A 25,142-nucleotide genomic window follows, 5' to 3' on the forward strand; every position below is an offset into this window, starting at 1 on the left:
CTCAAAGCGTATTGTCCACAGCCATCTGCAGAAAATCATGGTTGAAACGCATGCGAACAAAGTCCGGGTTGCCCAGGACCGAACCGTCGGGCATGGCAATACCGATAACGTCAGCCGAGGCTGCCCCGTCGCCCAGCAAACCATGCTCAAAGGAAAAAGCGGTAACGAAATCCATGGTTTCGGTCAGCCGTTCTGATGTCAGATAGTCCAGCTTGGCCTGCGGTGTCGGGAACAGGTAAGTGGCTTCCAGCTGACGTTCGAAACCGGCCAGATCCGTCCCCGAGCCGGCTGCCATAAGCTCGCGGGCGGCGATGCCTTCCGGCGTGTCAGACAGGAGAATCCCGACTGCCTCGAACCAGGCGCCAGTCATTGCCTTGCCCAGCTCGGGGTTGGCGGCGAGTGTAGCCGAGTTGACACCCATGATGTCGAGGATTTCACCGGGGATCTGGGTGGAATCAAACACCTTGACTGCTTCAGGGTGCTGCATGACGGTTTCCAGTTGCGGGTTCCACAGGGTAACTGCCTGCACGCTGTCATCCAGAAAGGCATTGGCAATATCGACGTCCGACGTATTCACCACACGCACGTCACGTTCACTGAGACCGACGGTATCCAGCGCGCGTGCAAGCGTGTAATGGGAAACCGACAGCTCCAGCAGATTTACGTCCAGCCCGGCAATGTCTTCCAGTCGTGTGCGGTTTTTCAACACGACGGCATCATTGCCATTGGAGAAGTCACCAACGATGACTGCGGTGGTATCTACGCCAGCTGCCGAGGGAATGGTCAGCATGTCCATATTGGTCATGGTTGCGCCATCGAAACGCCCGGCCGTGTAGAGGTTGATGGCTTCGATATAGTCGTTGACCTGAACCAGCTCCACGTCGATACCGTATTTCTTGGCCCACTTGTCCATGATGCCGCTCTCATCCATATACTGCCAGGGCATGAAGCCGACATAGATTGACCAGGCCAGAGAAAATTTCTTTGGCTCGGCATGGGTCGTGTTGGTGAACAGGGTAGTGCTTACCAGCAACGCTGAAAGCAAGCAAAGTCGTTTGATAAACATGGTCGTTCTCCTTTGATATTTCACTGTCTGGTTCGCGTTGCAGGTCAACGCGTTGCGCTGTAGTCATAGGCACAAGGCCATTGATTGAAGGGAATGGAGCGGGCGTGTCAGTGAGCGGGCCAGGGACTGGCAAGCCAAGCAATGACTGCTGTGAAATTGCTCGCTGAAACCGCGATACAGGTATGCCCCTGCCAACCAGGTGGCATCTGGCTGGTAATCGACAACAAGGGTATGCAACCGGATACGTTGGTGTGAGTGATACCGGGTTGTGCAGACAATACAGACATCAATGGTTACCCCGCTGAGAACCATGTGATCTGGTCGTCCAGATGGAAATTCGGCGCAGGCCGTCCGGGTCGTCCCGGATATGCAGCAAACAAGTGCTGCCAGGTCGAAAGTAGTAAAGCAGGTTTTATGCCAATGAATGGAAGAGTGGCAGTACAAAGGCTTTGTGTGGCCGCCACAGGCACGTGGATATCAGAGGGGTGCCCACCCGAGAGTCACAAAAGGGTTTTTTCCAAGGCTGCCGGCACCAAAGCAGCGCACAGGTTTACAGGGTGTTCTTGTGGATAACGCCATTCTTGATGATCAGACGAAAGTTCTGTTCAGGGTCTGCGATGAGTGACAGGTCTGCCGTGGGGTCGCCCTCAACCAGCAACATGTCGGCAACTGCCCCTTCAACCAGAATGCCCAGCGGACCAGCCAATGGGTAGCGAGGGCCAGCCAGACCGATCAGGGCACCATTGTTAGCCGTAGCAATCTGCAGTACTTCTCCGGGGCTGTACCATCTCTGCATGGAGACCAGCAGCGCATTCTGGTTCTCACCCAGGTTGCCAGTGCCGAGCATATCGGTCCCGAAGGCCACCTTGACGTCATGTTTTTTCGCCAGGTCAAAGGCGCGGTCGGTCCCCTGGTGCACCATTTGTTGTTTCAGTCGCGACGGCCCGGTTTGCGGGTTGGACAGCTCGTTATCGATAAATGGCTGCAGGCTCCACCAGGCCTCTTTGCTTGCCATCAACTTGACCGTATCTTCATCCACCAGTTGACCGTGTTCGATGCTTTTTACCCCGGCTTCAAGTGCCATGCTGACGGCTCTGGAGGTGTAGGCATGCACCGCCACATAGGTGCCCCAGTTTTCCGCTGCCATTACTGCAGCACGCAATTCGTCCCGGGTGTATTGAGTGACATCCAGCGGGTCATACATCGAGCTGACGCCGCCGCCAGCCATCAGCTTGATCTGGGTGGCGCCAAGCATCAGTTGCTCTCGGGTGCGCTTGAGTACTGCATCGGCACCATCTGCGATCGCCGTCACACGGACCTGATCGGGATAACTCAATGGGGCGTTGCCGGCAGTCGGGACTTCATGGGGTAAACGAAAGTCCCCGTGGCCACCGGTTTGCGAAATCATTGCCCCGGAAGGAAATATTCGCGGCCCTGAAATGACCCCTTCATCAATCGCTCGGCGCAAACCGAATGAAGGCCCACCCATATCCCTGACCGAGGTGAACCCACGCATCAGAGTGGCATCGCCGACGGCACCGGCCAGCAGATGAATATACGCAATATCAGCGGTGAGGGCGGTGACAGAGGAGGGTTTGACCAGAGTGGAGTGCCAGTGGGCATCGATCAGCCCGGGCATCAGAGTGCGGCCGTCACCGTCAATCACCGTCAGGTTGTCGGTCGATTCAAGGGCGATTGAAGCAGAGGAAATCTCTTCAATCAGGCCATTGCGCACCAGTACATTTACCCGCTGCTGGCTGCGCTCGGCTGACTGGCCATCGAACAGATAGACGTCTTCCAGCAGCAAACCGTCGCTAGCGGCTGTTGCGGGCAAGGACAGGCTGAATGACAGCATCAGGATGCAGCTCGGCAACAGGCAGCGCAGGCGAATCATGGGCAGGATCTCGAGTGGATTGAGTATGCCAAAAGTCTAGCAGGTGATGATCAAAACGCGACTGCGGTCTACCAGACTTTTACCAACAGGGATCCAGCCAGGGCCAAGAGCATCAGGGCAATCAGGCTGTCGAATACCTGCCAGGCGCGTGGGGTTTTCAATTGCCGGGCCAACAGGGGGGCGCCGGCGGTCAGGCCACCAAACCAGAGTGCAGAGCCCAGCGTTGCGCCACACGCATAGGCCCAGGGACTGGTTTGCTGGGCGCCAACGCCTCCGATCAGTACCACAGTATCCAGATAGACATGCGGATTGAGCAAGGTTATTGCGAGGGTGGCTGAGGCCAGTTTGCCAGGGCTGCTGATCTGTATCGAGGGCTCGAGGGTCAGGCTGCCCTGGCCGCGCCAGGCACGCAGTGCGGCTTGCCCACCCAGCCAGAACAGCAGGGCGCTGCCAGCCAGTGTCAGCGCCGGAATAACTGCAGGCAACAGGCGCTGTATCGTATCGAGAGCAAAAATACCGCTGATGATCAGCAGGCTGTCGCAACTGATACAGATGGCTGCCAGCAGGCGGCGATGCTGCCCGAACATGCTTTGCGTCAACACCCAGGTGTTTTGCGCGCCAACTGCAACGATCAGACTCAGGGTGATACCCAGCCCGGAAAAGAATGACCCCATAAACCCTCCTTTCAGATCAGGTCGCCATTCTCGGGTTTCTGGAGTAAATTAATCCAACGAATAAATCTATTTGCTGATAAGAAAATCTAATGCTTGAGTATCGTTTGTTGGCAGCCCTGGCCGCAGTCATCGAAGAGGGCAGCTTTGAGCGCGCGGCGCAGCGGCTATATATCACCCAGTCCGCGGTCAGTCAGCGCATCAAGCAACTGGAAAGTCGTTTGGGTCAGGCTGCCTTGTTGCGCATCAGTCCACCGCAACCGACCGCTTTTGGACGTCAATTGCACAACCATTTGCGGCAGGTCGAGCAAATGGAGCAGCAGCTGGGGCTGGGTGATCCCCTGGAAGCAGTGCCTGTCCGGCTGACGGTCAATGCCGACTCACTGGCTACCTGGTTACCGGCTGCTTTGAGTCTGCCGGAGTATCCCGGGGTGCGTTACCATCTGAGCGTGGAAGATCAGGCGGTGGGTCTGAAGCGGATGAAAAACGGCGAGGTGATGGCCTGTCTGTGTGCCAGTGCAGAAGCAGTCAACGGCGGTCGGGTCGAGTTTCTCGGTTTGCTGCGTTATCGTGCCGTCGCCACCCCGGCTTTTGTGGCCCGGTACCGCGCACTTCCCGGTCAGGGTCACTGGCTAAGTCGTGCTCCCTGTCTGGTATTCAATCAGGACGACCGTCTGCAACATGACTATCTGGCCAGTCAGGGGGCCGGCAGCCCTCAACATTGCCATTATTGTCCGAGTTCAGAGGGCTTTGTGCAGTGTGTGGAGCAGGGGATCGCTTTTGGCTTGATCCCGGAATTGCAGATCCGCCAGCAACTGGCCAATGGCGCGCTGATTGAAGTGTTGCCGGACACGCCGGTGGATGTTCCTCATTATTGGCACTACTGGCGAGCAGAAAGCGCGGTGTTGAAGACCTTGCGCCTGTCGGTACGCGAAGCGGCGCGACAGGTCCTGCAGACCTGAGCGAATTCAGTTGTTGCTTGTGGGGGCTCCGTCCGTCTGCTCCTCACCGGCGTGTTCTTCCTTGACGGCTTCCTTGGCCGCTTCGGTTTCCAGGGTCAGATAGCGCCGCAGCATGGCTTGCTCGGTACGGCCTTTCTTGCGTGCCGGTACTGGAAAACGCACCAGCAAATTGATCTCTTCCGGCTTGGGAAACAGCAGGGTGATACGTGGCTCCACCGAGGGCACATCAATCCCCTGTTGTTTGCCGAGACGCGACAGATGTGTCCGCGCTGCCTGGATAAACTCTCCGCATACCTCATTGGCCGCCTGCAACAGATGACGTTCCGCACGGGACCAGTCATCCTTGCGTGACAGCGGCACTACCGAGATATGCAGAACATAGTCCTCGGTAAAACTTTCGTTGATCACCGCTTCGCTGAGAAAAGTCGAGTTGGGTAATACGATCGCGCGCCCGGTGTGCTGGTGCGACAACTGCTCCGGGCCAATTTCCAGAATGGTGGTGGTCAACATGGTCAGATCGATCACATCGCCACGCAATTTCTTGACTTCGATACGGTCACCCAAAGAGAACATGCCGGCACTGGAACGCAGCATCCCGCCGGTGAAGCACATCAACAATTCCTTGGTCGACAGAATGATCGCCGCAGCAAAGGCAACGACGGATAGCGCCAGAGTCCGCAGCTGATCAGCCCACACCACAATCAGCAGGAAAATACAGGCAATCACCGCCAGATAGCGCGCCATGACCAGCCAACGACGCTGTGATTCGTGGGTCGACCAACTCACGCGACGAATGCTGGCCGCACCCAGTCGATAGGCCATGCTCAGGGCAATGATCAAGAGCCCGCTGCTGATCAGTTTGCCGAGGAAAACGCTTTCAGTGAAGGTGTTGAGCAGGGTGTCCATGGGGTGACATTGGCCAAAGTGAAAGGAGGGTGGAATCAATGTGCCGATAGTGCCCGATTCACTGCGGCGGATCAAAGTCTGCGGCCTTGCCGGTCAGCGTATGGCTTGCAAGCAGGTATTGACCCGCTGTTAGAGTAGTTGGCTTTGCCAGCCGAATTTACAGGAGTCGTTATGTCCAACCCGGGGGCGGAAACCGCGAAAACCCGCGGCCAATGGTCCTCAGAGCCGGCTTTTATATTTTCCATGGCCGCTGCTGCTGTCGGCCTGGGTAACCTCTGGCGCTTCCCCTACATGGTCGGTGAGTATGGGGGAGGTGCCTTTATTCTGGCCTACCTGATCGCTCTTTTTATTGTCTGTTTGCCGATCATGTATCTCGAAGTTGCGGCCGGCCGCCTGGCACAAGGCAATACGGTGCATACCTATCGCCAGGTTCATCGCTGGGGCGCCTGGTACGGATGGTTCGTGGTCGGACTGACGGTGATTATCTCCAGTTATTATCTGGTGATTACCGGCTGGACCCTGGGGTATGCAGTGGATGCCATACGCGACGATTTGCAGGTGTTCAGCGATTTTTCCGCGGGCTATGCCTCGGTCTATTACTTTCTTGGCATCATTGCCCTGAGCAGTCTGGTACTGATCAGGGGTATTGGCGCGCTGGAAGCCTTTTCCAAGATTCTGATGCCGGTGCTGCTGATCATCATCATCGCTCTGGTCATCACTGCATCGCAAATGGAAGGCTGGCAGCAAGCCAAAGAATTTCTGTTGTATGCCGACTTTTCTGCCTGGCAAGAATCAGAGTTGTGGATCATGGCCTTCGCCCAGGGGTTTTACACGCTGGCGATCGGGCAGGGTTATCTGGTGACTTACGGTAGTTACATCCCGGCTAAGGCGCATGTGCCTCGCGCCTGTCTGATTGTTGGCGTCACTGAAAGCGGGATTGCCTTGCTGGCCGGCTGGATGATTTTTCCCTTCGTGTTTACCTATGGCATGGACCCGGGTCAGGGCAGCCAGCTGGCTTTCAGTACCTTGCCCGTCGTGTTTGAAAACATGAGCTGGGGCGTGCCGGTGGCGATGGCGTTTTTCCTGTTGTTCTTTATGGCCGCTTTCAGTTCCTGCCTGGCGGGGTTGAAGGTGATTGTCAGCGCCATTGCCGAAGAGTTTGGAGTAAGCAATCTCCGCGCCGTTGGGATGGTTGCGGTTATGATGCTGGCCTTGGGTTTACCGTCGGCGCTCAGCTTTTCTCCGCTCGAACTCAGCGTAGGTGGCACACCGGTGCTGGACTGGATCGACCAACTGGTGGGCGGTCAGGTGGTGCTTTTTTCGGGCGTTCTGGGCGCTGGTTTCTTCTGTTGGATGGTCAAACCCATGCGTTTGCGCAAAGGGTTGGGCACCCGCTCACACTGGTGGGAGTGGCGCATATATATCGTTGGCCGGTGGCTACCCTTTTTGGTACTCGGCTGGGTGCTGTTGATCTGGTTGCTGGGTGGAGGATTGGCCGATTGAATGACAGGCAATGATCGGACTCCATCTATCCTGCGCGGGTAGAGCTGTCGCACCTGGCAGGGATACCCAGGTGCTTCAGGCTCAAGAGAAAATACCGCATCCCGGGGCAGCGTGATTCTCGGCACTAGTACCCATCGTCCCCTGCTCAGGGCTCCCTGGTATCTTCAAAGGTGAAAGTGAAATCGTCCTTGCTGGCAGTCATATGTACCGAGACGAGGCCGTTGCCCTGGCTCAGGCGCGTCAGGTATTCATGGCTGATAGCGGGCAATACGGTTTGAGTGAGAATGGCGTCGATCATCCGTCCGCCAGACTCCACTTCGCTGCAACGACGTATGATCAGATCGACGGCCTCTTGGGCGTAGGTGAAGCTGATGTCGTGTTGCGTTGACGTGCGTCGGCAGATGCGCTCAAGCTGCAAGCGGACAATCTGCTCAAGCGTGTCCCGAGAGAGTGGATAGTAAGGCACCACCACAAGACGCCCCAAAAATGCCGGCGGAAAAACATCAAGCAGCGCAGGGCGCAGGGCTTTTGCGAGCGCGTCCGACTCGGGCATCAGCTCGGGTTCCTGGGTCAGCTGCATGATCAGATCGGTGCCAACATTCGAGGTCAGCAGGATGATGGTATTGCGGAAGTCGATTTGACGACCTTCTCCATCTTCCATCCTGCCCTTGTCAAACACCTGGAAGAACAGCTCGTGTACATCCGGGTGGGCTTTTTCGATTTCGTCCAGCAATACCACCGAGTAGGGCTTGCGGCGAACGGCTTCGGTCAAGACGCCGCCTTCACCGTAACCCACGTAGCCCGGTGGAGCGCCTTTGAGGGTGGAAACGCTGTGAGCTTCCTGGAATTCGCTCATGTTGATGGTGATGAGGTTCTGTTCACCACCGTAGAGTGTTTCGGCCAATGCCAGGGCGGTTTCGGTCTTGCCAACACCGGATGGGCCGGCCAGCATGAAAACGCCAATGGGTTTGTCCGGGTTGTCCAGGCGGGCACGGGCTGTCTGGATACGACGACTGATCATGTCGAGGGCATGCCGCTGGCCAGCCACGCGCTGTTCCAGCGTGTCGCCCAGATTCAGCACCGTGGTTATTTCATTGCGCAACATTTTGCCGACAGGAATACCGGTCCAGTCTGCAAGCACTGCCGCCACTGAACTTTCGTCTACGGCCGGAAGAACCAGAGGTGACTCGCCCTGCCGGGTCGCCAATTGCTGAACAATAGTCTGGTGCTCGTCCATATACTGTGCCAGTTCGGCTTCAGTTGCATCCTGCCTGGAATCCGAATCCGAATCCGAATCCGAATCCGAATCCGAATCCGACGCTGTGTCTGCCTGGGGTTGTTTGAGCAGATTGCGCAGCTCTACCAGGCGACGGGCCAAGGCGCGCTCTTCGTCCCAGCGTTCCTGCAATCGAGACGCTTCATCTCGCGCGTCTGCCAGTGCCTGAAGGCAGTGTTGCTCCCGGGTGTCAGCATCAATGCCGAAGCTCTTTTCATGGGCAATGATCGACAGCTCGGCTTCAAGACCGGCAATTCGGCGTTGGCAGTCATCCAGTGCGGCAGGCAGGGTGTGCTGACTGATGGCCACCCGCGCACAGGTGGTATCCAGCAGACTGATAGCTTTGTCCGGCAGTTGTCTTGCCGGTATATACCGATGCGAAAGCCGCACTGACGCCTTCAGAGCTTCATCCAGAATATGGACGTCATGGTGTGTCTCCAGAGCGCCGACCAAGCCCCTGAGCATATCAATCGCATTGTCCTCATCAGGCTCGTCAATCTGAATCACCTGAAAACGCCGGGTAAGAGCGGGATCCTTCTCGATATGCTTCTTGTACTCGCTCCAGGTGGTCGCACCTATGGTGCGCAGGTTGCCTCGAGCCAGGGCGGGTTTCAGCAGGTTGGCGGCATCGCCCGTTCCAGCGGCGCCGCCTGCGCCGATAAGCGTATGTATTTCATCAATGAACAGAATGATGGGGACCGGACTGCTCTGAACCTCGTCGATAATCTGGCTGAGGCGCTGCTCAAATTCACCTTTCATGCTGGCGCCGGCTTGCAGGAGCCCCACATCCAGCATCAGCAGGCGAATCCCTTGCAGCGGAGGCGGTACGTCCCCTTCAGCTATGCGCAGGGCAAAGCCTTCTACTACGGCGGTCTTGCCCACACCGGCCTCGCCGGTCAGCAACGGATTGTTCTGTCGGCGACGCATGAGAATATCGACCAGCTGTCGAATTTCCGGGCTGCGGCCGATGACCGGGTCAATCTCGCCATTGTGCGCGCGTTCGGTAAGGTCGACCGCAAAACGTTTGAGGGCGTCCTGTTTGCCCATCGCCGCTGGCGACATGGACTGACTGGATTCGCCGGGTGCCAGGCCTGCCAGATGACTCTGGTCTGAAGGTCCTTGAATGTCTTCCGGAGAGCCGTCGGTTATGGAAGAAAATGACTGATGAAGCGCCTCGGGGTCGATAGCCGCTAGGTCAGGACTGATACTGGCCAGCACGCGCTGCAGACGATCGGTCTTGAGCATGGCAAACAGCAGCGACCCGCTACGGATACTGGAAAGCCCGAACAGCAGGGTGCTGTAGACCCAGGCGCGCTCAATACTGAATTCGATGTCATCCGAGAAGTCAGTAATCTGGTTGGCGCCTGAGGGTAACCGGTCAATGGCCGTATTGAGGCTGGCAGCCAGTTTTCCGGCATCAAGGCCAAAGTGCCGCGCGATGCGGTGGAGGTCATTATCGTCAGCCAGCAACAGTTGATGCAGCCAGTGCGACACTTCTATGTAGGCATTGCCGCGAAGCTTGCAGAAAACGGTGGCCCCTTCAACGGCCTTGTAGAGCAGCGGGTTGAGCTTTCCGAAAAGGTCGATTCGACTGATTGCGCTCATTGGCTTCATTGTCCTTGCTGGCTGGTTGCTGAAGCCAGTGAGGCGGGATACGGGGTCGGGCGCGCGGTGAATGGGCGCGAATGCTCATCACGTTCGTCGGTTACCGGTGTCTCGGTGGTCGGGTCGAGTGCCCACGATGAACCGCGGCGTGCCAGGGTGTAAGCCACTGGCTTGCCCTCTTCCATGACTTTCTGCGGGCCTCTGGACTCAAGTGAATACAGGGTGACCTCATAGGCTGTCGGGTGGTGGCCTGCGCGCCACTGGCTCGGAACCAGCCGGGCGTAATTCAGCGTATTCGAGCCTGGCAAACGTCCCAGCACCCGGATTCCGAGATTGGCTTCGGCTACCAGAGGGTAGTGAACCGGTCGGTTGCGGCGTGAAACATCAAGAACATGCAAAAACGAAAAGCGCGTCCAGTCGCCAATGCTGAACAGGTCATTGCCGGGGGCCGACAGCACCAGATAGTTCTTGCGTGGAATATTGATCTGGGAAAGGTGCGCTTGCGTTGTATCCAGATGAGGGAAGCCGCCCCATGGACTGTCAGTTACCTCAAAGCGGCGACGCAGAAACTCGATTTGCGGGCCTGAAGAGCCTTGGCTGATGTAGTTGATGCCGTTATTCACATCGGGTTTGTGGATCAGGGTGTCCTTATTGGTATGCAGGCTGAAGCTTGAGCTCAACAGACTGGTTGCAGGCGCCTCACCACGCCATATCTGTTCGACGGCAAGCACAAGCCCGGGATCCACCTCGCTTGCAGAAGACGAAAAGGGTATCAGGGCAACGACCGCAAGCGCACAGAAGGACGCGAGGGTCTTGGTAAATCGATTTTTGAGTTGCATGGCGATCCCGTAGAGCAATGATGACTGATGGCAAGAGCCCGTAACCGATCCGAGACGGACTGAAGACGTAAATATCAATTGAGGCGAAGGAATGGACTGCAGGAAGGGTGGTCAACGCATCCATGCTTGCGACTCGAGGCGTAGGATATACAGGAGCGCAGATCGGTTCAATTCAATAAAGCTTCTCATTTTGTGAACCGCGTCACATTTTCGACGATTTAAACGGCAGGCGATACAGGCTATAGTGGCGTCCGCTATGAAACTGTCAAATTTTTGCTATCGATGAACGTGTCGATGCGAGAAGCCAGGGAAGGACAAACAATGGGATTCAGCATGTCAGCTGTCGGCTTGGAAGTGGCCGTGATCGCATACGGTGGTGAACCGGTTCCGGAGCCAATTGTGTGTCAGTTGGAGGGCCGTGCCGGCCTTACTATCGGGCGTAATCCAGGCAATGACATGGTGCTTGATGACCCCGCCCGTCAAGTCTCGCGATTTCAGGCAAAAATCTCCAGAGCTGCCAAAAACGCTGAACTGTCCAATGTGAGCAGTCAAAGCAGCGTACTGATCAATGGAACAGAGGTGAGACCTGGGGCGAGCGCACACGTCAGTGCGGGCGACAAGATAGTCATGGGCAAGTATTTGCTGGAGGTGAGGACAACCCAGTCCAGCATTGCACCGGACACAGATACGGACACAGACGCAGACACGGATGAACAACAGCAAGCTGCTGCTGCAAACGCGTGGGGAATTGCTGAACCACCGAAGCCCACAGATAGCGGAATGGTCCAGATTCCGGATGACTATGATGTCTTTGCCTTGCCGGACAGCGAGCCGGTTGAGTCAACAGAGACACAGGTCCAGTCGCTTGGCGACTTTGCTGACATCGAAGCCAGGGCACTGCTACAAGGTCTTGATCCCCTGGAGCCTGATCGCGCGGATCAGTTGATGGAAGAGCAGAAACCAGATAAGGGCGCAGTGCTTGAACTGGTGGATGAAAAACTGGACCCCATGAAGCTGTTTGGCGAAGGTGGCAGCGAGACAGCGGTGGAAACCCTGGCACTGGACCATGGGCCGGAAATACAGGGAATCATCAACCTGAATCAGCCGCCGCGTCGGGACGCTGAAGCAAAACAGGCAACTGACGAGCCCGCTACTCCGCCCGACAGCACCCCGATTGAAGAGGTTGCGGAGCAGCAGCCCGCGGCCGATGACAGCCTCATGTCGCTGCTTGAGAGTCGCTCAGACTCACCAGACGAAGCACCGCAGCCCGAGCCCGCTGTCGAAGAACTTCAAGAACTTCAAGAACTTCAAGAACTTCAAGAACTTCAAGAACCTCAAGAGCCTCGGGAACCGCAGCAACCGCAGCAACCGCAGGAATCACCGCGTACACGTAAACAGCAAACAGCGGTAACAGCACATCATTCCGCCGATGCAATGAAAGTAGCGCTGGCTCAAGGCTGTGGGATATCAGAAGAATCTCTACCTGAGTTGACGTCGGATATCATGCACGACCTCGGAATGCTGTTGCGGGCATTCAGTGATGGAACGGTAAGGTTGATGCACTCACGGTCGATCACCAAGCATGAAATGCGCGCGAATGTCACCATTATCGCGAGCGCAGGAAATAATCCACTGAAGTTTGCCCCCGATGGCGCTTCAGCACTACAGCAGTTGTTGGGTAAACGCTTCAGTGGGTTTATGCCGCCGATTGAAGCGATTGAAGATGCTTATGACGACCTCTCTGCGCATCAGCTGGGACTGCTGGCGGGTGCACGTACTGCAGCAAGCGATCTGGTGGAAAAACTCAGCCCGGAAAAAACGGTAGAGAATACCGAAGAAATCGGGGCGTTGGAGCGACTGCTGCCCGTATTCAAAGAAGCAAAGATGTGGCGCAGGCACAAACTCCGCTACAAGAAGATAGCGGATGACAAGGAAAGTTTCGCAGCATTGATCGAGAAGGCATTCGTACTTTCCTACGAAGATGAAATAGAACGCATTTATTCAGGGCGTGAACAATGAACACCTTTGTAGTGAGCAACGGCATGCAAATTGAGTATGCCAGTTTGTCGCGTCAAGGGGGTCGTGAGAATAATGAGGATGCATGTGGTTACTGCGTAACCAATGACAGTGCCTGTTTTATAGTGTCTGACGGTGCCGGTGGTCACGGTGGCGGTGAAGTGGCCTCCGAGACAGCGGTAAGAACTGCCCTGAGTGCTTTCAGCTCCCATCCGGAATTCAGTACGGATAACGTAAAAAATCTGATGAAACAGGTTAACTCGGCAGTTCGGTATGGGCAGGGTCTGAGTGAGCGCCTGAGCAAAATGAGTGCAACCATTGTCGGGCTGTTTCTTGACCCCGAAGGGGGAAAGGCGCTGTGGGCTCATATAGGAGACACACGGCTTTACCTGTTCAGGCGCGGTGAGTTTATACAGCTGACGAAAGATCACAGCGTCGTGCAGCGTTACATAGACGCAGGCCTGGTAGACGGGGATGGCAGCAGAAATCACAAAGACAGAAATATGTTGTTCGCCGCTTTGGGGATGCCAGAGGAAATCGATGTTGAAGTGAGCGAATCAGTATTTGATACGTGTGAAGGAGACGTATTTTTCTTGTGCACCGACGGGTTTTGGGAGTTGGTGAACGAAGAAGAGATGCAGGAGCAGTTAATGCATTCGACCGCTGCACAGGAATGGCTGCTCAGGATGGAAAACCTCCTTGAGCAAAGAGCCAAAAAGGGGCACGACAACTACAGCGGATTGGCAATCTGGCTGGGAACACCCCATGAGATGACGGTTCCCTGGGTAAAACATGACCTCAGTGATGAAAACAATGCGCTCTGACCGGCAAAACGCCAGGATCTATTGTGGCCAAAGGTGTGGTGAATAACATGAATGTTTCGCAAGGCGTGACAGTTAAAGTTATCGCAGGATTTGTAGTGCTTCTGTTATTGGCCGGCTGCGCGAAGAGCGTCAGTCCGGATCATGAAACGCTTGTCACATTGCAGATAAATTCCAGCACGCTCATAAATCCGGATTTGAATGAACGGGCGTCACCCGTAGAGGTGCATGTCTATTTCCTGAGAGATGACAATGCTTTCCTGGAACAGGACTATTTCGACCTGGTGGCCTCGCCCGAGCAAGCCTTGAGGCAAGACCTGCTGATGAATGAAAGTGTCATCGTGGTGCCTGGCCAGGCCGTACAGAAGAGAATGTATGTTGATGACGGATATGCCTATGTCGGTGTTGTTGCTTCGTTCAGAGATCTTGAAGGAAGTGTGTGGCGAGATATCAAGCAACGACCCGCCAAATCGGATGGCGGGTTGGGATCAGTCATCATGCCGACGGGCTGGCTGATGCGCAACAAGGGATGGAGTCTGTATGTGTCGTTGCATGAAAACGAAGTCAGAATTTCAGAGAACATAAAATAGTCAGATGCTTGCAGTAAAGACAGGGATGACGTTATGGGATTTAACAACAAGGTCGTATGGTCAGAAGGGATGTTCTTGCGCCCTCAGCACTTTCAACAGCAAGAACGATATATCGAGTACTGTCTACACGAGCGCAATCTGGCGAGTGAACCCTATTACTGGGGGTTCAAGAATCTGGAGTTGGATACCGCTGCGCTGGCGATAGGGAAAATACGTCTTTTGCAGGCTGAAGGGATACTTCCAGACGGGACGCCCTTCAGTTTCCCCGATATGTGTGATGGGCCAGAACCCAAAGGCTTTGTAGAAGGTGCCGTAGGGGAAATCATCTATCTGGCACTCCCCTTGAAAAGGCCTGGCGTAGAAGAAACCATTTTTGAAGAAAAGTCTGGTTCCTTGGCCCGATATATTGTCTCTGACGACGATGTCAATGACTGCAACTCTATTGGCGGTGATCCTGCTGAACTGCAGACAGGGATACCCCGCTTCAGATTGCTCATGGGGAAAGAGTTAACCGATGCATGGACGGCATTGGCTGTGGCAAAGGTCATAGAATGCAAAAACAATCGTCAACTGGTACTGGAAAAAGACTTTGTACCGCCGCTGTTGAGAAGTGGCTGCAATCATGTTTTTCATGCCTGGATTGTTGAGTCCCTGGGGCTTGTGTATCAACGGGCGGATGTATTGGCCGAACGTCTGAACCAGCCCGGCCGTGGTGGGGTGTCGCAGGTTTCTGAATTCCTGATGCTGCAAATGTTGAACCGGTACCAGCCAGTGCTGTGGCACGCGGCCGAGTGCAGCAAGCAGCACCCCGAATCGCTTTACAAGCTGATGATACAGATTGTCGGTGAATTGGCAGCTTTCTCGAAAAGCCCCCGGCGGCCTGCAGAAATGCCGAAATACAATCACGATAACTTGCGAGACTGTTTTGAACCGCTGATGTTGGTGATGCGGGAAAGTTTGTCGCAAGTGCTTGAGCAAACGGCGATTCAGATTGATCTGCAGGAAAAGAACTATGGCATCTATGTGGGCCACGTGGGTGACAAGACGTTGCTTAAAAGCGCTAACTTCATCATCGCTGCACATGCAAGTATTACCGGTGAGATGTTGCGCACTCAGTTCCTGAGCCAAGTCAAGATCGGGCCTACCAGTAAAATAAGAGACCTGGTCAACTTGCATTTGCCCGGCGTCAAGATAAAACCCCTGCCCATTGCGCCAAGAGAAATCCCTTACCACTCTGGCTACAACTACTTCGAGATGGAGTGTAATGGCGAGCTGTGGGGTGATATCCAGAACTCGGGTGCCTTTGCGCTGCATGTGGCTGGAGAGTTCCCCAATCTCGAACTTGAATGCTGGGCGATTCGCAAATGAAAAGAGTGAGCCTTTTTTACTGCAAGCACGCGTACGTTCGGGCTTTCAAGAGTGGCTGTGAACACCTATGACACAACATCACAATACCGGCAGAAATAGTACTGACAGGGTTTTCGCGGTCCCCAATCCTGGTGGTTCGGAACCAAGGCAAGCTGACACGCCGGCTGCGTTTCAATTTGCCGATGAATTCCAGATTCATTCAGGTAGCAATCGCCTGATAGCTGCGGCTAATCCATTGCTGAATCTGATTTACCAGATACGCACACTGGTACATAACTCAGAGCCGGAAAAGCTGCGTGACTATCTGGTCAAAGAGATTAAAAGCTTTGAATCGAGGGCCAAGTCACAAGGGATCGCCCGCGATGATGTCATGGCGGCGAGGTATTGCCTGTGCACCGTACTGGATGAGACGGCAGCACAGACCCCTTGGGGCGGTTCAGGCACATGGTCCAAGCATAGTTTGTTGGTAACTTTCCATAATGAAACCTGGGGCGGTGAGAAGTTTTTCCAGTTGCTTGCAAAGCTGTCGCAATCACCGTCACAGCATGTGGATTTGCTGGAGATGATGTATTACTGCATCTGCCTGGGATTCGAAGGACGCTACAAGGTAGTCAATAACGGGCGAACGCAACTGGAGAGCTTGCGAGCAAGGCTGGCGGAGATCATCAAGACGCATCGCGACGAATACGCCAAGGCGCTTTCCCTGAACTGGCGCGGCGTAGAAGCAGCTGCTTCAAAAGTGTGGAATGTTATTCCCGTCTGGGTGTCCTTGCTCGTCGCCCTGCTGATTGGCTTTATGGTGTTTGTACTGTTCACTTTCAAACTGGCTGACAAATCAGACTTTACATTCTCTGCTATCAGCAGGCTGGAAGTGCCTGAGTTGCCAAAGGTCGCACCCTCGCCACCGGTACAGGCAAGATTCACCAGGTTCCTTCTGGAGGAAATCAATGCCGGCCTGGTGTCCGTTGATGAAACGCCGGAATACAGCAGGGTCATCATCCTGGGTGATGGTCTGTATGACTCGGGTAGCGCAACGGTTCGCAATCGTTACCTTCCCGTGCTGGATAAAATTGGCGCTGCCTTGCAAGCCGCCAAGGGGGATGTCGTCATTGCAGGGCATAGCGACAACATACCCATCCGAACCATCCGCTTTCCATCCAATTGGCATCTGTCTCTGGAGCGCGCCAATTCAGTGGCTGCCATCCTGTCAAGATCCGTTACCGATGTTGCAAGAATTTCAACAGTAGGTCGTGCTGAATTAGAACCTGTTGTCTCCAATGACACGGCGGAGGGTCGAGCCATGAATCGACGTGTCGAAATTACCATTTTTGCAACGCCTGCAGAACTTACTTTTGAGATTAAATGATGCGCAGACTTTACCGGCTGATTTTTAATCGAATCACTTTTATCATCATTGGCATTATCGCTTTTACCGCGTTCATATGGTACGCGGGCCCGCTGTTTGCCTTTGCGGAGTGGCGGCCTCTGGCGCCAGTATTCAATCGACTTGTTGTCATTGGCGTCGTCTATTTTCTGATTCTGCTCAGGGTGCTTATCTACTTCTGGGTCGCCAAGAGAATGAACGCCAAGCTGATGAATGCAATGGCCGGCATTTCTAAAAATGACGGCCCTGAAGACAGCGTTCATCAAGAATCAATTGACTCGATCTCCAGCCATTTCGTGAAGGCGATGGGGCAGTTGAAAACAATGAAAATGGCCTCGGGCAATGAAGGCTTCTGGCAGCGTTTGCGCAAGCGCTACGTGTATCAGTTGCCATGGTACGTTTTCATTGGTGCACCTGGTTCCGGTAAAACCACGGCACTGGTCAATAGTGGTTTGAGCTTTCCGCTGGAGGAAAGCACGGGCAAAGACAGCATCAAAGGGATTGGTGGAACGCGTCAGTGCGACTGGTGGTTTTCCGATGAAGCTGTGCTGATAGACACGGCTGGGCGTTATACCACTCAGGATAGTGATGCAAGTCTTGATAAGGCGGAGTGGGACGGCTTTCTCAATCTTCTGAAAAAGTATCGTCCCAAACAACCCCTGAATGGTGCCATCCTGACCATCTCCATCCAGGACCTGCTTGGCGAGGATGCGGAGGGTCGCGCACAGCATATGAAGCGGTTGCGCGCACGTCTGAATGAGCTGAATTCCGGATTGGGAATCGTGCTGCCAGTCTACGTGCTGGTAACCAAAGCCGACCTTCTGGGTGGTTTCAACGAGTATTTTTCGGCCTTGAACAGGGAGGAACGGGCTCAGGTGTGGGGGTTCACGCTGCCCTGTAACGACAATGGGCGTGTCGCGGACAAAGCTGAGCTGCTGCGGGAAATGGACCAGCTTACAAAGCGCCTGCACGACGATCTGCCCAAGCTGATGTTGCATGAAAATGAACTGTCACGTCGTGCCAGGGCCTATTCGTTACCCCAGAATTTTGCAAACGTGTCACCGCTGCTGTGCGATCTTGTGGCTGAGGTATTCACCAACAATCAATTTACCGACAATGTACTGCTGCGAGGGGTATATTTCACCAGCGGTACCCAGGAAGGTACGCCGTTTGATCGTGTGCTGAGCGTACTTGGCAACAACCTGGGTTGCGACGCACGGGTGACGCTGCAAAGCTCTCCGGTAAAAGGAAAGAGCTTCTTTCTTGAAGATTTGCTGAAAAAAGTGATTTTCAGGGAAGCACACCTGGCCGGTCGAAACCTGAAAGCTGAACGACGCGAGGCTTTCCTCAATTACTGCGGGCATGGGCTGGTAATTGCCTCACTGGCGATTACCTGTGCTTTATGGATTTCAAGCTACAAGAAAAACACGGACCACCTTGAATTCGTTGACAGTAAAGTTGATTTTCTTGAGGGCGATCTCGACGCGCTCAGAGAAACCCGTGGCCAAAGTCTGTATGAAATAATACAAGTACTCGATCAAATGGACATGCTGGCAGACAGCAGACAGTTTGTATTCGATCAGCCGCCCTATAGTCACAGGTTCGGCTTGTATCAAGGGTATAAAGTGCATTCTGCTTCTGACCTGAAGTATAAGGCTACCCTTGAAAGTACACTGTTGCCGCGGGTCATAAAACGGCTGGAATATATTCTTTCCCAGCCAGCCGAAGGCAACCTTGAGGTGTCCTATGAGGCGTTGAAAGCCTACCTCATGTTTTATGATGCCATGCATTACGATGCCAATGATCTTTATGATTTTGTCATCGCGGACTGGCATGCCAACTTGCCGGCGAGCATTCAGGGGGCCCAGCGTGACAGAATGGATTACCACTTGCGCAACCTGCTGTTCCATGACTACGTGGCTTCGCCATTTCAGTTGGATGAGGGCATGGTCAAGAGTAAACGCTCTGAACTGGCTGCCTACAGCTTTGCGCATAGAGCCTATAGCCGAATAAAAAGAAGCCTGACCGAAGCCGTGACCGGAGAATTCAACGTTGCCCAGGCTGCAGGGCCGCAAGCGATGCTGGTTTTTTCCCGGGAAAGTGGCAAGCCTTTAACGTCAGGCATCCCCCTCTTGTACACCTATAATGGCTATCACAAGCTGTTTTTGCCGGAGATCAGTTCGGCGCTGGGGGCGCTTCATCGGGAAGAAAGCTGGGTGTTAGGAAACGCGGGTCATATAGAGACTGATTTCAGGGATGAAATTTTCCAAAGTAGCCTGCAACGCGATGTAAAAAGGTTGTATCTGCATGAATACGTCAATCAGTGGGAGGAATATCTTGCTGATATCCGGCTGATCAACACGACATCGATGACGCAGAGCCTCGAGGTCGCTCGCGTGCTGTCAGCCCCGGATTCTCCTGTTGCCCAATTCCTGCGTTCGGTCGCCAAGGAAACGCACCTGCTGGCGGGCACCCAGAAAACATCCAATGATCAATATTCATTGCTGGGTCGGGCCAAGATGCGGGTAACCACCACAATGTCCGATGTCGAGCGTGTGGCAGGGCCGGATATATTTCAGCGCCGAGGTGATATTGAACAGTTGGAACTGATTGTTGATGACCGCTTTCAGCCGATCCGGCGAATGGTTGAAGGTGACGGTGGTGCAGTCCCCCTGGATTCGGTCATCAACATGTTCAACGATCTTTACATGACGCTGTCGAGTACGGACGCAGCAGCTCGAAGTGGTGTCACCTCGGCCACCCTGGCGTCTCCCCAGGGCGTTGACTTGACCCGCGTTCGTGCTGAAGCGGCACAGCTGCCAGTTCCGTTGCGTACCATGCTGGAAAATCTGGCGGATGCCAGTGATCAGCAGATTTCGGGAAGCACCCATAAAAGCCTGTCAGGTGAACTGGAAAGCCGTATAGGACGGTTCTGCCGAACGGCAGTCAATGGCCGTTACCCTTTCCAGCGTGGCTCCAGCAGGGATGTGACGACAGCTGACTTTACCCGGTTGTTCAGCCATGGCGGCATGTTCGACCAGTTCTTCCAGGAGCACTTGAGACAGCGAGTCGATACCACGGCCCCGGTCTGGACTATGCGCCAAGCGGGCGGCGTCAACGTCCCTGTCCACTCCTTTCAGCGGGCGGCGCGCATCCGCGACGTCATGTTCCAGCATGGGAGTGCTGCACCGCAGATGGCATTCACCTTCAAGGTGATCGAAATGGATGCCTCGATCGCATTTGCCAACTTTGATTTTGATGGCCAGGTTTTCCGCTATGCGCATGGGCCACAAATGCAGTATCAGGTGAAATGGCCCGGACCACGAGGGGCAACCCAGGTGCGAGTCGAGTTGGCTGATTCCAGTGGTCAGAGAGCATCAGTGGTCAAGGAAGGCCCCTGGGCAGCGTTGCGGTTTTTTGATGAGGCGGAGAACCGGCGCTCGGGTGGACCGGAAAAGTTCATTTCAACCTTTGTTGTAAACGGGAACAAATTGGTACTCGAAGTAACCGCCAGTAGTGTAGAAAGCCCCTTCATGCTTTCTGACTTTACCAATTTCAGATGTCCGGTTCTGTAAGGGGGCAAATAGTGAATTCCGCAGTTATGCAGAAGTTTGCGTTTGGGTTTTATGGAAAGATTCCATCAGTTGGCGACTTTGTGCATAGAGGCTTGTCCGGAGCATCTATCTCCTTGATAGATGCCTGGCTTCAGGCCGGAATGGATTCAATGGATTTGAACAGCTCGCCTCATTATGAGCGCTACATGGTATCGCCCATATGTTGTTTTATTTTGCCAAAGAACGTGTGGAGTCATAACGCTGTCGCCGGTTTCATAATGCCCAGCATTGATCGCGTCGGGCGGCTATTTCCTTTGGTGGTCATGCTTGAAATGTCCCAGGAAGAGGACATCGATCACGCAATACTGGCAAGCGCCCTTGCCCACGCCAGTGCCGACGCCCTGCATGCATTGCATCAGCGCCTGAGTCCAGGCGAGCTCTATGACAGGCTGGTGTGCTCCCGCGAGTTGACGATAAAGGCGGGTAACAGCGCTGTGTTCGATGCCGGGATAGGTGATTCCTGTTCAATCGGGGGAACGCGCTCGCTTTGGTGGCGCCTGAGTGGATCCGAGATGACGGAACCGACTGTATTTGAGAATTCAGCGGCAGAAAAAATATTCCCCTATTTGTTTTCGGGGTGACTGCTGACGCATTCAGGCGCCTTAAACGGCAGAAAGTTGATTAAAAGTGTGCACTGCTTCACAAAACGACAATTTAGAGGCGCAGAGAGGCCCAAAGGCCGTTGATTTATGGGATAGGGCTACCTTAGACTCAGCGCCTGTCAGAAACGGACCTCGCCCCAGGAAGTATGTTGCATGGATGCCTCGTCAACAGCCCGATCATCGTTACTTGATATGGATAGCGCAGGCAATCCTGACGCTCCCTGTGTCAATGCGCTGCCTTCAGGAACACGATTAAAGGAATTTGAGCTCCTTTCCCCTCTGGGGCAGGGTGGCTTCAGTATTGTGTATGCGGCGATGGATACGGCCTTGCAGCGTCCGGTAGCCGTCAAGGAGTATATGCCGTCGAGCTTTGCCAGTCGTGCCGATAGCTCGCAGGTCATCCTCAGATCACAGCGTCACAAAAGCTCCTTCGATGCCGGCATGAACAGTTTCATCGAAGAAGCGCGTTTGCTGGCCCAATTCAAGCATCCTGCCCTGGTTGAAGTGCTCAGTTTCTGGGAAGAAAACGGCACGGCCTACATGGTCATGCCCCTCTACAGTGGCAAAACACTCCGGCAGACGCTCCGTGACCAGCCCGGCTGCGCCAATGAAGTCTGGCTCAAGGGTCTCATCGCCCCGATTCTGGATGTGCTGGAATTACTCCACGAACAGCAGATTTACCATCGCGATATCGCTCCGGACAACATCATCATCAAACTGGACGGGCTGCCCGTTCTGCTTGACCTGGGGTCTGCGCGCAAAGTGGTTACTGACAGCGAGCATGCGCCTACAGTGGTGGTCAAGCCGGGTTATGCGCCGATTGAACAGTACGCAGAAGACAAAAGCGTACCCCAGGGCCCCTGGACCGATATCTACGCACTGGGTGCATTGCTGTATTACTCCGTAACCGGTCGGGCACCCAGCGCGTCGGTTTCACGGATGATGAAGGATTCGCTGCAGCCGCTGAGTGATCAACCGCTGACTGGTTACTCCAGAGAGTTTCTGGCGGCCATTGATCTGGCGCTTGCCTTGCAACCAGCGGACCGGCCGCAGTCCATACGCGAGTTCCGGGATGCCCTGGAAGTCAGTAACTTGTCAAAGTCACAGGCACAAATGGCCAGGGCAGTGCCTGCGGACTCAAACCCTGAATATCTGGATGAAGAAAAAACGGTCATTCTTTCTGCCGCGGATCTGGAGCAATTACTTCAGGGCGACGCCGAACCGGATGCCCGGACTGACGCTGGTGAATACCAGGACGTGTTCAGCGCTCAGGAACCGCAGCAGGAGACCCACGCTTTTGCGGATATGGATGAGTTTCTCAATCCCCCAACGCCGCAATCGCTCGGCACGGTTTCCGTACCTGAAAGCCATGCTGCAGCCAGTGTGCAGGCAGTGTCCGACAACCGCAAAGCGACCGGCAATCGGCCCAGCAATCGCCGTCTTTTGGCATGGGCTGCAGCCGTAGTCTCCGGCACCTTGTCAGTCACCCTGTTGATCGCAGCCATACTGACCAGCCAGAATGAAGATCAGCCTGCCAGTGTGCTGGCCGACGTTCCCCAGCCGGACGTGGAAGCACCCATTGACGTTGCTGTGGCCAGCGACGAAGACCCCGAGCCTTCGGTTGATCAAATGGATACCACTGCGGGTGAGGCGCTCTTTTTCGACGTGCCCCGGCAACCTGAACCCCCTTTTGCGGACCCGTTCCTGCATAGCCCGGTACCCTATGAGACAGCAGGGGAGGATGCATTGCTGTTTTCTGCCCTGAGCCAGGAAGCGCAGCAGGGTGCGCCTGGGTTATCGAACGAAGACTTTTTGTTCGCCGAGGCGCAAGAGGGTGCCAGCAACCCTGGTATTACCCTCAGTCAGGCGAGCGAGCCTCCGCCAGTGGTGACGGCCAGCCCACGCCCCGGCAATACCAGCCGGCCACAAGCCACGTCCACCCCCGCCCGGGCCGAACGCAATACGGCGCCGGAAGTTGCCACCGGGAAGATTGCGCTGAATGTTTTGCCGTGGGGAGAAGTCTGGGTTGATGGCGAGCTGATGGGTATTACGCCCCCCCTGCGTGAACTTCAGTTACCTGTAGGTCAGCGCAGCATCGAAATTCGCAACCCGGGTTTCTCCAGCCTGACACACAGCATCGAGGTCAATGCAGACCGGGTACCGCTCATAGCCCATGAGTTCATCTCCGGTGCTGGCGCGCGCAATCTGGATGTCCCCGAGAGGTCGGCGCCGAGAGTGACTGAGGTACAGCAAAGCCCGCGTACTCCGCGTACTCCCGCCCAACCGCAGGCCCCTGCGACCCCGGCCAATACGGACAGCCCTGCTGCCATGCAGTTTGGTTTCGCCGATCTTCGTGTCAGCCCGTGGGCAGAAGTATGGGTAAACGGTGAAATGCAGGGTATCGCCCCGCCATTGAATGAACTGCGGCTGCCGGAAGGGGAGCACATCATTGAGTTTCGCAACCAGAATGCCCCCGTCGCCAGGCAGACGGTAACGATATCCAGTGCGCGCCGTGCAGTGCTGGTGCAGACATTCGACTGACAGACGCTTTTTCATACACCCAAGGGTTAAGTGGCATAGACATGAAACGATCGATTCAGAATTTTGCCTTGACTGGCATGTTGGCCATCCTGCTGACAGGTTGTCTGGCAACAGGGCCTACCGTAGCGCCGCCTCTGACAGCCGAGGAGATTGCCCGTCAGCGAGCCAGCCAATCACTGGATGATGCCTTGGCACTGTACGAGAAAGGCTATTACCAGCAGGCGGAGCACCGGCTGCTGAGTGAAGACATCTGGCGGGGCAGCAATCAGACGCAGCAGTCTGCCTTGAAGCACCTGGCTTTCATCTACTGCATCAGCGACAGGAAACAGATGTGTCGCCATGCCTTTGAGCGCGCGATACACATCAATCAGAACTTTACCCTGAGTTCAGCAGAGGCGACGCACCCGCTCTGGGGGCCGGAATATCAATTGGCCCGCACGGGCAAGCAGAATTGATGAAAACGCCGGAGTCAGTATGAGCATCGATATCTCGATTTTGCTTGAGCCTGTATCGGTCGATAACCCGGCTGGCGCGGAGCTTGATTATGACCAGGAATTCGTTTCCCTGGTCACTGAAATGCAGGGCAAGCCCGAGCAGCAGTATGGGGAAACCCTGATCCACGCTGTCGAGCCTGACTGGACGCTGGTTTCACGGGAAGCCCAGGCCCTGTTGAAAAAAAGCAAGGACTTCAGGTTGGCGGTCATGATTACTCGGGCGCTGACCAGAACCGAGGGTGTAGCCGGCGCAGTGCTTGGAGTAGAACTGCTACTGGCATTGACCGAGCACTATTGGGCCAATGGCTTTCCGGCGCTGGAGTTTGAAGGGGAGGCGGACCCCTTGCTGCGCAGCAACGCGCTGACAGAATTGACTGCTAATAACGGCCTGATCAAGGACCTGCGCGAGCGCATCATCCATAGCCGCACACTGGGCAATATTGCGCTCGGCTCCCTGGAACGTATCCAGCAGTCGCGGGAAGCCGTCGATGACATTCCGCTGTCACGAGACAACGTCACGACGTTTCTGCAGGATGAATTGAAGGATGGCAACCCGGATATCGCCGCGCTGCCGACATTGCACAAGCTGACGAATACGCTGAAAGAGCGCATCCAGTGTCAGCTGGGCGCCGAATATGCACCCGATTTCGGCGCATTGTGCAGCTTTCTTGACTGTTTTCTACGCCCGGAACTGGCCGCAGAGGAGTCCCCGCAAGCGCCGGAGGCGCCCGCTGTGAGCCAGGGCCCGGCGTCAAACGGAGTTGCACATGCATCAGGCCGGCTTGGGCGTCAGGACGCCATCTCCATGCTTGATGCGGTGTGCGCCTACCTGGAAGAGTGTGAACCCGCCAACCCTGCACCGCTACTGATTCGCAGAGCGCGGAACATGATCGGCCAGGATTTTGTTTCGATTCTCAGAGACATAGCGCCTGACGGGTTGCATCAGGTTGAAATGATAACTGGTATTTCCGCAAGAGAATGATCAGCACA

18 protein-coding genes are annotated in these 25,142 nt (G+C 55.1%); 12 read left to right on the forward strand and 6 right to left on the reverse strand.

All coding sequences use genetic code 11. The annotated features are described in order from the left end of the window. Position 1 precedes the first annotated feature (1 nt). The 3 genes from BLU07_RS00795 to BLU07_RS00805 form a co-directional block, all read right to left on the reverse strand. Positions 2-1,066, reverse strand: a complete 1,065-nt coding sequence (locus BLU07_RS00795) for a putative urea ABC transporter substrate-binding protein (RefSeq protein ID WP_092383199.1) — start codon at positions 1,064-1,066, stop codon at positions 2-4. 550 nt (positions 1,067-1,616) lie between these two features. Continuing rightward, positions 1,617-2,960: a metal-dependent hydrolase family protein gene (locus BLU07_RS00800; protein WP_172830076.1), complete on the reverse strand. Its 1,344-nt coding sequence runs from the start codon at positions 2,958-2,960 to the stop codon at positions 1,617-1,619. 68 nt (positions 2,961-3,028) lie between these two features. Further along, complete coding sequence (locus BLU07_RS00805) at positions 3,029-3,634, reverse strand: LysE/ArgO family amino acid transporter (RefSeq protein WP_092383201.1); 606 nt, start codon at positions 3,632-3,634, stop codon at positions 3,029-3,031. Positions 3,635-3,723: 89 nt separating this feature from the next. Between BLU07_RS00805 and BLU07_RS00810 the strand changes: the two genes are divergently transcribed. Next, on the forward strand, positions 3,724-4,593 hold the full coding sequence (locus tag BLU07_RS00810) for a LysR family transcriptional regulator ArgP (protein WP_092383203.1): 870 nt from the start codon (positions 3,724-3,726) through the stop codon (positions 4,591-4,593). Positions 4,594-4,599: 6 nt separating this feature from the next. Here BLU07_RS00810 and BLU07_RS00815 read toward each other — a convergent pair whose 3' ends face one another. Beyond that, on the reverse strand, positions 4,600-5,499 hold the full coding sequence (locus BLU07_RS00815) for a mechanosensitive ion channel family protein (RefSeq protein WP_092383205.1): 900 nt from the start codon (positions 5,497-5,499) through the stop codon (positions 4,600-4,602). Between the two features lie 171 nt (positions 5,500-5,670). Between BLU07_RS00815 and BLU07_RS00820 the strand changes: the two genes are divergently transcribed. Further along, positions 5,671-7,002, forward strand: coding sequence for a sodium-dependent transporter (locus BLU07_RS00820; protein WP_092383207.1), 1,332 nt, complete (start codon positions 5,671-5,673; stop codon positions 7,000-7,002). 145 nt (positions 7,003-7,147) lie between these two features. Here the strand turns inward: BLU07_RS00820 and tssH are convergent, their stop codons facing one another. Further along, positions 7,148-9,883, reverse strand: coding sequence for a type VI secretion system ATPase TssH (tssH, locus tag BLU07_RS00825; protein WP_092389486.1), 2,736 nt, complete (start codon positions 9,881-9,883; stop codon positions 7,148-7,150). 5 nt (positions 9,884-9,888) lie between these two features. After that, positions 9,889-10,722 (reverse strand): hypothetical protein, encoded by an 834-nt coding sequence (locus tag BLU07_RS00830; RefSeq protein WP_092383209.1) that lies wholly within the window; start codon positions 10,720-10,722, stop codon positions 9,889-9,891. 321 nt (positions 10,723-11,043) lie between these two features. Here BLU07_RS00830 and tagH point away from each other — a divergent pair, with 321 nt between their 5' ends. The 10 genes from tagH to tssA all read left to right on the forward strand — a co-directional run bounded on the left by tagH (position 11,044) and on the right by tssA (position 25,134). Continuing rightward, positions 11,044-12,741 (forward strand): type VI secretion system-associated FHA domain protein TagH, encoded by a 1,698-nt coding sequence (gene tagH, locus BLU07_RS00835; protein WP_172830077.1) that lies wholly within the window; start codon positions 11,044-11,046, stop codon positions 12,739-12,741. Then, positions 12,738-13,562, forward strand: coding sequence for a PP2C family protein-serine/threonine phosphatase (locus tag BLU07_RS00840; RefSeq protein ID WP_092383213.1), 825 nt, complete (start codon positions 12,738-12,740; stop codon positions 13,560-13,562). Before tagH ends, BLU07_RS00840 begins: the two co-directional genes overlap by 4 nt. A 23-nt stretch (positions 13,563-13,585) precedes the next feature. Beyond that, positions 13,586-14,149, forward strand: coding sequence for a type VI secretion system lipoprotein TssJ (gene tssJ, locus BLU07_RS00845; RefSeq protein ID WP_092383215.1), 564 nt, complete (start codon positions 13,586-13,588; stop codon positions 14,147-14,149). Positions 14,150-14,182: 33 nt separating this feature from the next. After that, positions 14,183-15,517, forward strand: a complete 1,335-nt coding sequence (gene tssK / locus BLU07_RS00850; protein WP_092383217.1) for a type VI secretion system baseplate subunit TssK — start codon at positions 14,183-14,185, stop codon at positions 15,515-15,517. Positions 15,518-15,584: 67 nt separating this feature from the next. Further along, positions 15,585-16,883 (forward strand): DotU family type VI secretion system protein, encoded by a 1,299-nt coding sequence (locus tag BLU07_RS00855; protein WP_092383219.1) that lies wholly within the window; start codon positions 15,585-15,587, stop codon positions 16,881-16,883. Next, the gene (gene tssM, locus BLU07_RS00860) at positions 16,880-20,476 is read left to right on the forward strand and encodes a type VI secretion system membrane subunit TssM (protein WP_092383221.1); all 3,597 of its coding nucleotides are present in this window, start codon (positions 16,880-16,882) and stop codon (positions 20,474-20,476) included. Before BLU07_RS00855 ends, tssM begins: the two co-directional genes overlap by 4 nt. A 26-nt stretch (positions 20,477-20,502) precedes the next feature. Beyond that, positions 20,503-21,096 (forward strand): type VI secretion system-associated protein TagF, encoded by a 594-nt coding sequence (gene tagF / locus BLU07_RS00865; protein ID WP_157719032.1) that lies wholly within the window; start codon positions 20,503-20,505, stop codon positions 21,094-21,096. A 174-nt stretch (positions 21,097-21,270) separates the two neighbouring features. Beyond that, a complete protein-coding gene (locus tag BLU07_RS00870; RefSeq protein ID WP_092383225.1) occupies positions 21,271-23,658 on the forward strand; it encodes a serine/threonine protein kinase in 2,388 nt (795 codons plus the stop codon). Positions 23,659-23,699: 41 nt separating this feature from the next. Next, complete coding sequence (locus tag BLU07_RS00875) at positions 23,700-24,113, forward strand: TssQ family T6SS-associated lipoprotein (RefSeq protein WP_092383227.1); 414 nt, start codon at positions 23,700-23,702, stop codon at positions 24,111-24,113. A gap of 19 nt (positions 24,114-24,132) precedes the next feature. Further along, positions 24,133-25,134 (forward strand): type VI secretion system protein TssA, encoded by a 1,002-nt coding sequence (gene tssA, locus BLU07_RS00880; protein WP_092383229.1) that lies wholly within the window; start codon positions 24,133-24,135, stop codon positions 25,132-25,134. The last annotated feature ends 8 nt before the right edge of the window (positions 25,135-25,142 follow it).

The organism is Halopseudomonas salegens, from assembly GCF_900105655.1.
In the GTDB taxonomy this organism is placed as follows: domain Bacteria; phylum Pseudomonadota; class Gammaproteobacteria; order Pseudomonadales; family Pseudomonadaceae; genus Halopseudomonas; species Halopseudomonas salegens.

Coding starts and splice junctions, on each gene's coding strand:
- BLU07_RS00795 (WP_092383199.1), bottom strand. CDS start 1,066: ATGTTTATCAAACGACTTTGCTTGCTTTCAGCGTTGCTGGTAAGCACT.
- BLU07_RS00800 (WP_172830076.1), bottom strand. CDS start 2,960: ATGATTCGCCTGCGCTGCCTGTTGCCGAGCTGCATCCTGATGCTGTCA.
- BLU07_RS00805 (WP_092383201.1), bottom strand. CDS start 3,634: ATGGGGTCATTCTTTTCCGGGCTGGGTATCACCCTGAGTCTGATCGTT.
- BLU07_RS00810 (WP_092383203.1), top strand. CDS start 3,724: ATGCTTGAGTATCGTTTGTTGGCAGCCCTGGCCGCAGTCATCGAAGAG.
- BLU07_RS00815 (WP_092383205.1), bottom strand. CDS start 5,499: ATGGACACCCTGCTCAACACCTTCACTGAAAGCGTTTTCCTCGGCAAA.
- BLU07_RS00820 (WP_092383207.1), top strand. CDS start 5,671: ATGTCCAACCCGGGGGCGGAAACCGCGAAAACCCGCGGCCAATGGTCC.
- tssH (WP_092389486.1), bottom strand. CDS start 9,883: ATGAGCGCAATCAGTCGAATCGACCTTTTCGGAAAGCTCAACCCGCTG.
- BLU07_RS00830 (WP_092383209.1), bottom strand. CDS start 10,722: ATGCAACTCAAAAATCGATTTACCAAGACCCTCGCGTCCTTCTGTGCG.
- tagH (WP_172830077.1), top strand. CDS start 11,044: ATGGGATTCAGCATGTCAGCTGTCGGCTTGGAAGTGGCCGTGATCGCA.
- BLU07_RS00840 (WP_092383213.1), top strand. CDS start 12,738: ATGAACACCTTTGTAGTGAGCAACGGCATGCAAATTGAGTATGCCAGT.
- tssK (WP_092383217.1), top strand. CDS start 14,183: ATGGGATTTAACAACAAGGTCGTATGGTCAGAAGGGATGTTCTTGCGC.
- BLU07_RS00855 (WP_092383219.1), top strand. CDS start 15,585: ATGACACAACATCACAATACCGGCAGAAATAGTACTGACAGGGTTTTC.
- tssM (WP_092383221.1), top strand. CDS start 16,880: ATGATGCGCAGACTTTACCGGCTGATTTTTAATCGAATCACTTTTATC.
- tagF (WP_157719032.1), top strand. CDS start 20,503: ATGCAGAAGTTTGCGTTTGGGTTTTATGGAAAGATTCCATCAGTTGGC.
- BLU07_RS00870 (WP_092383225.1), top strand. CDS start 21,271: ATGGATGCCTCGTCAACAGCCCGATCATCGTTACTTGATATGGATAGC.
- BLU07_RS00875 (WP_092383227.1), top strand. CDS start 23,700: ATGAAACGATCGATTCAGAATTTTGCCTTGACTGGCATGTTGGCCATC.
- tssA (WP_092383229.1), top strand. CDS start 24,133: ATGAGCATCGATATCTCGATTTTGCTTGAGCCTGTATCGGTCGATAAC.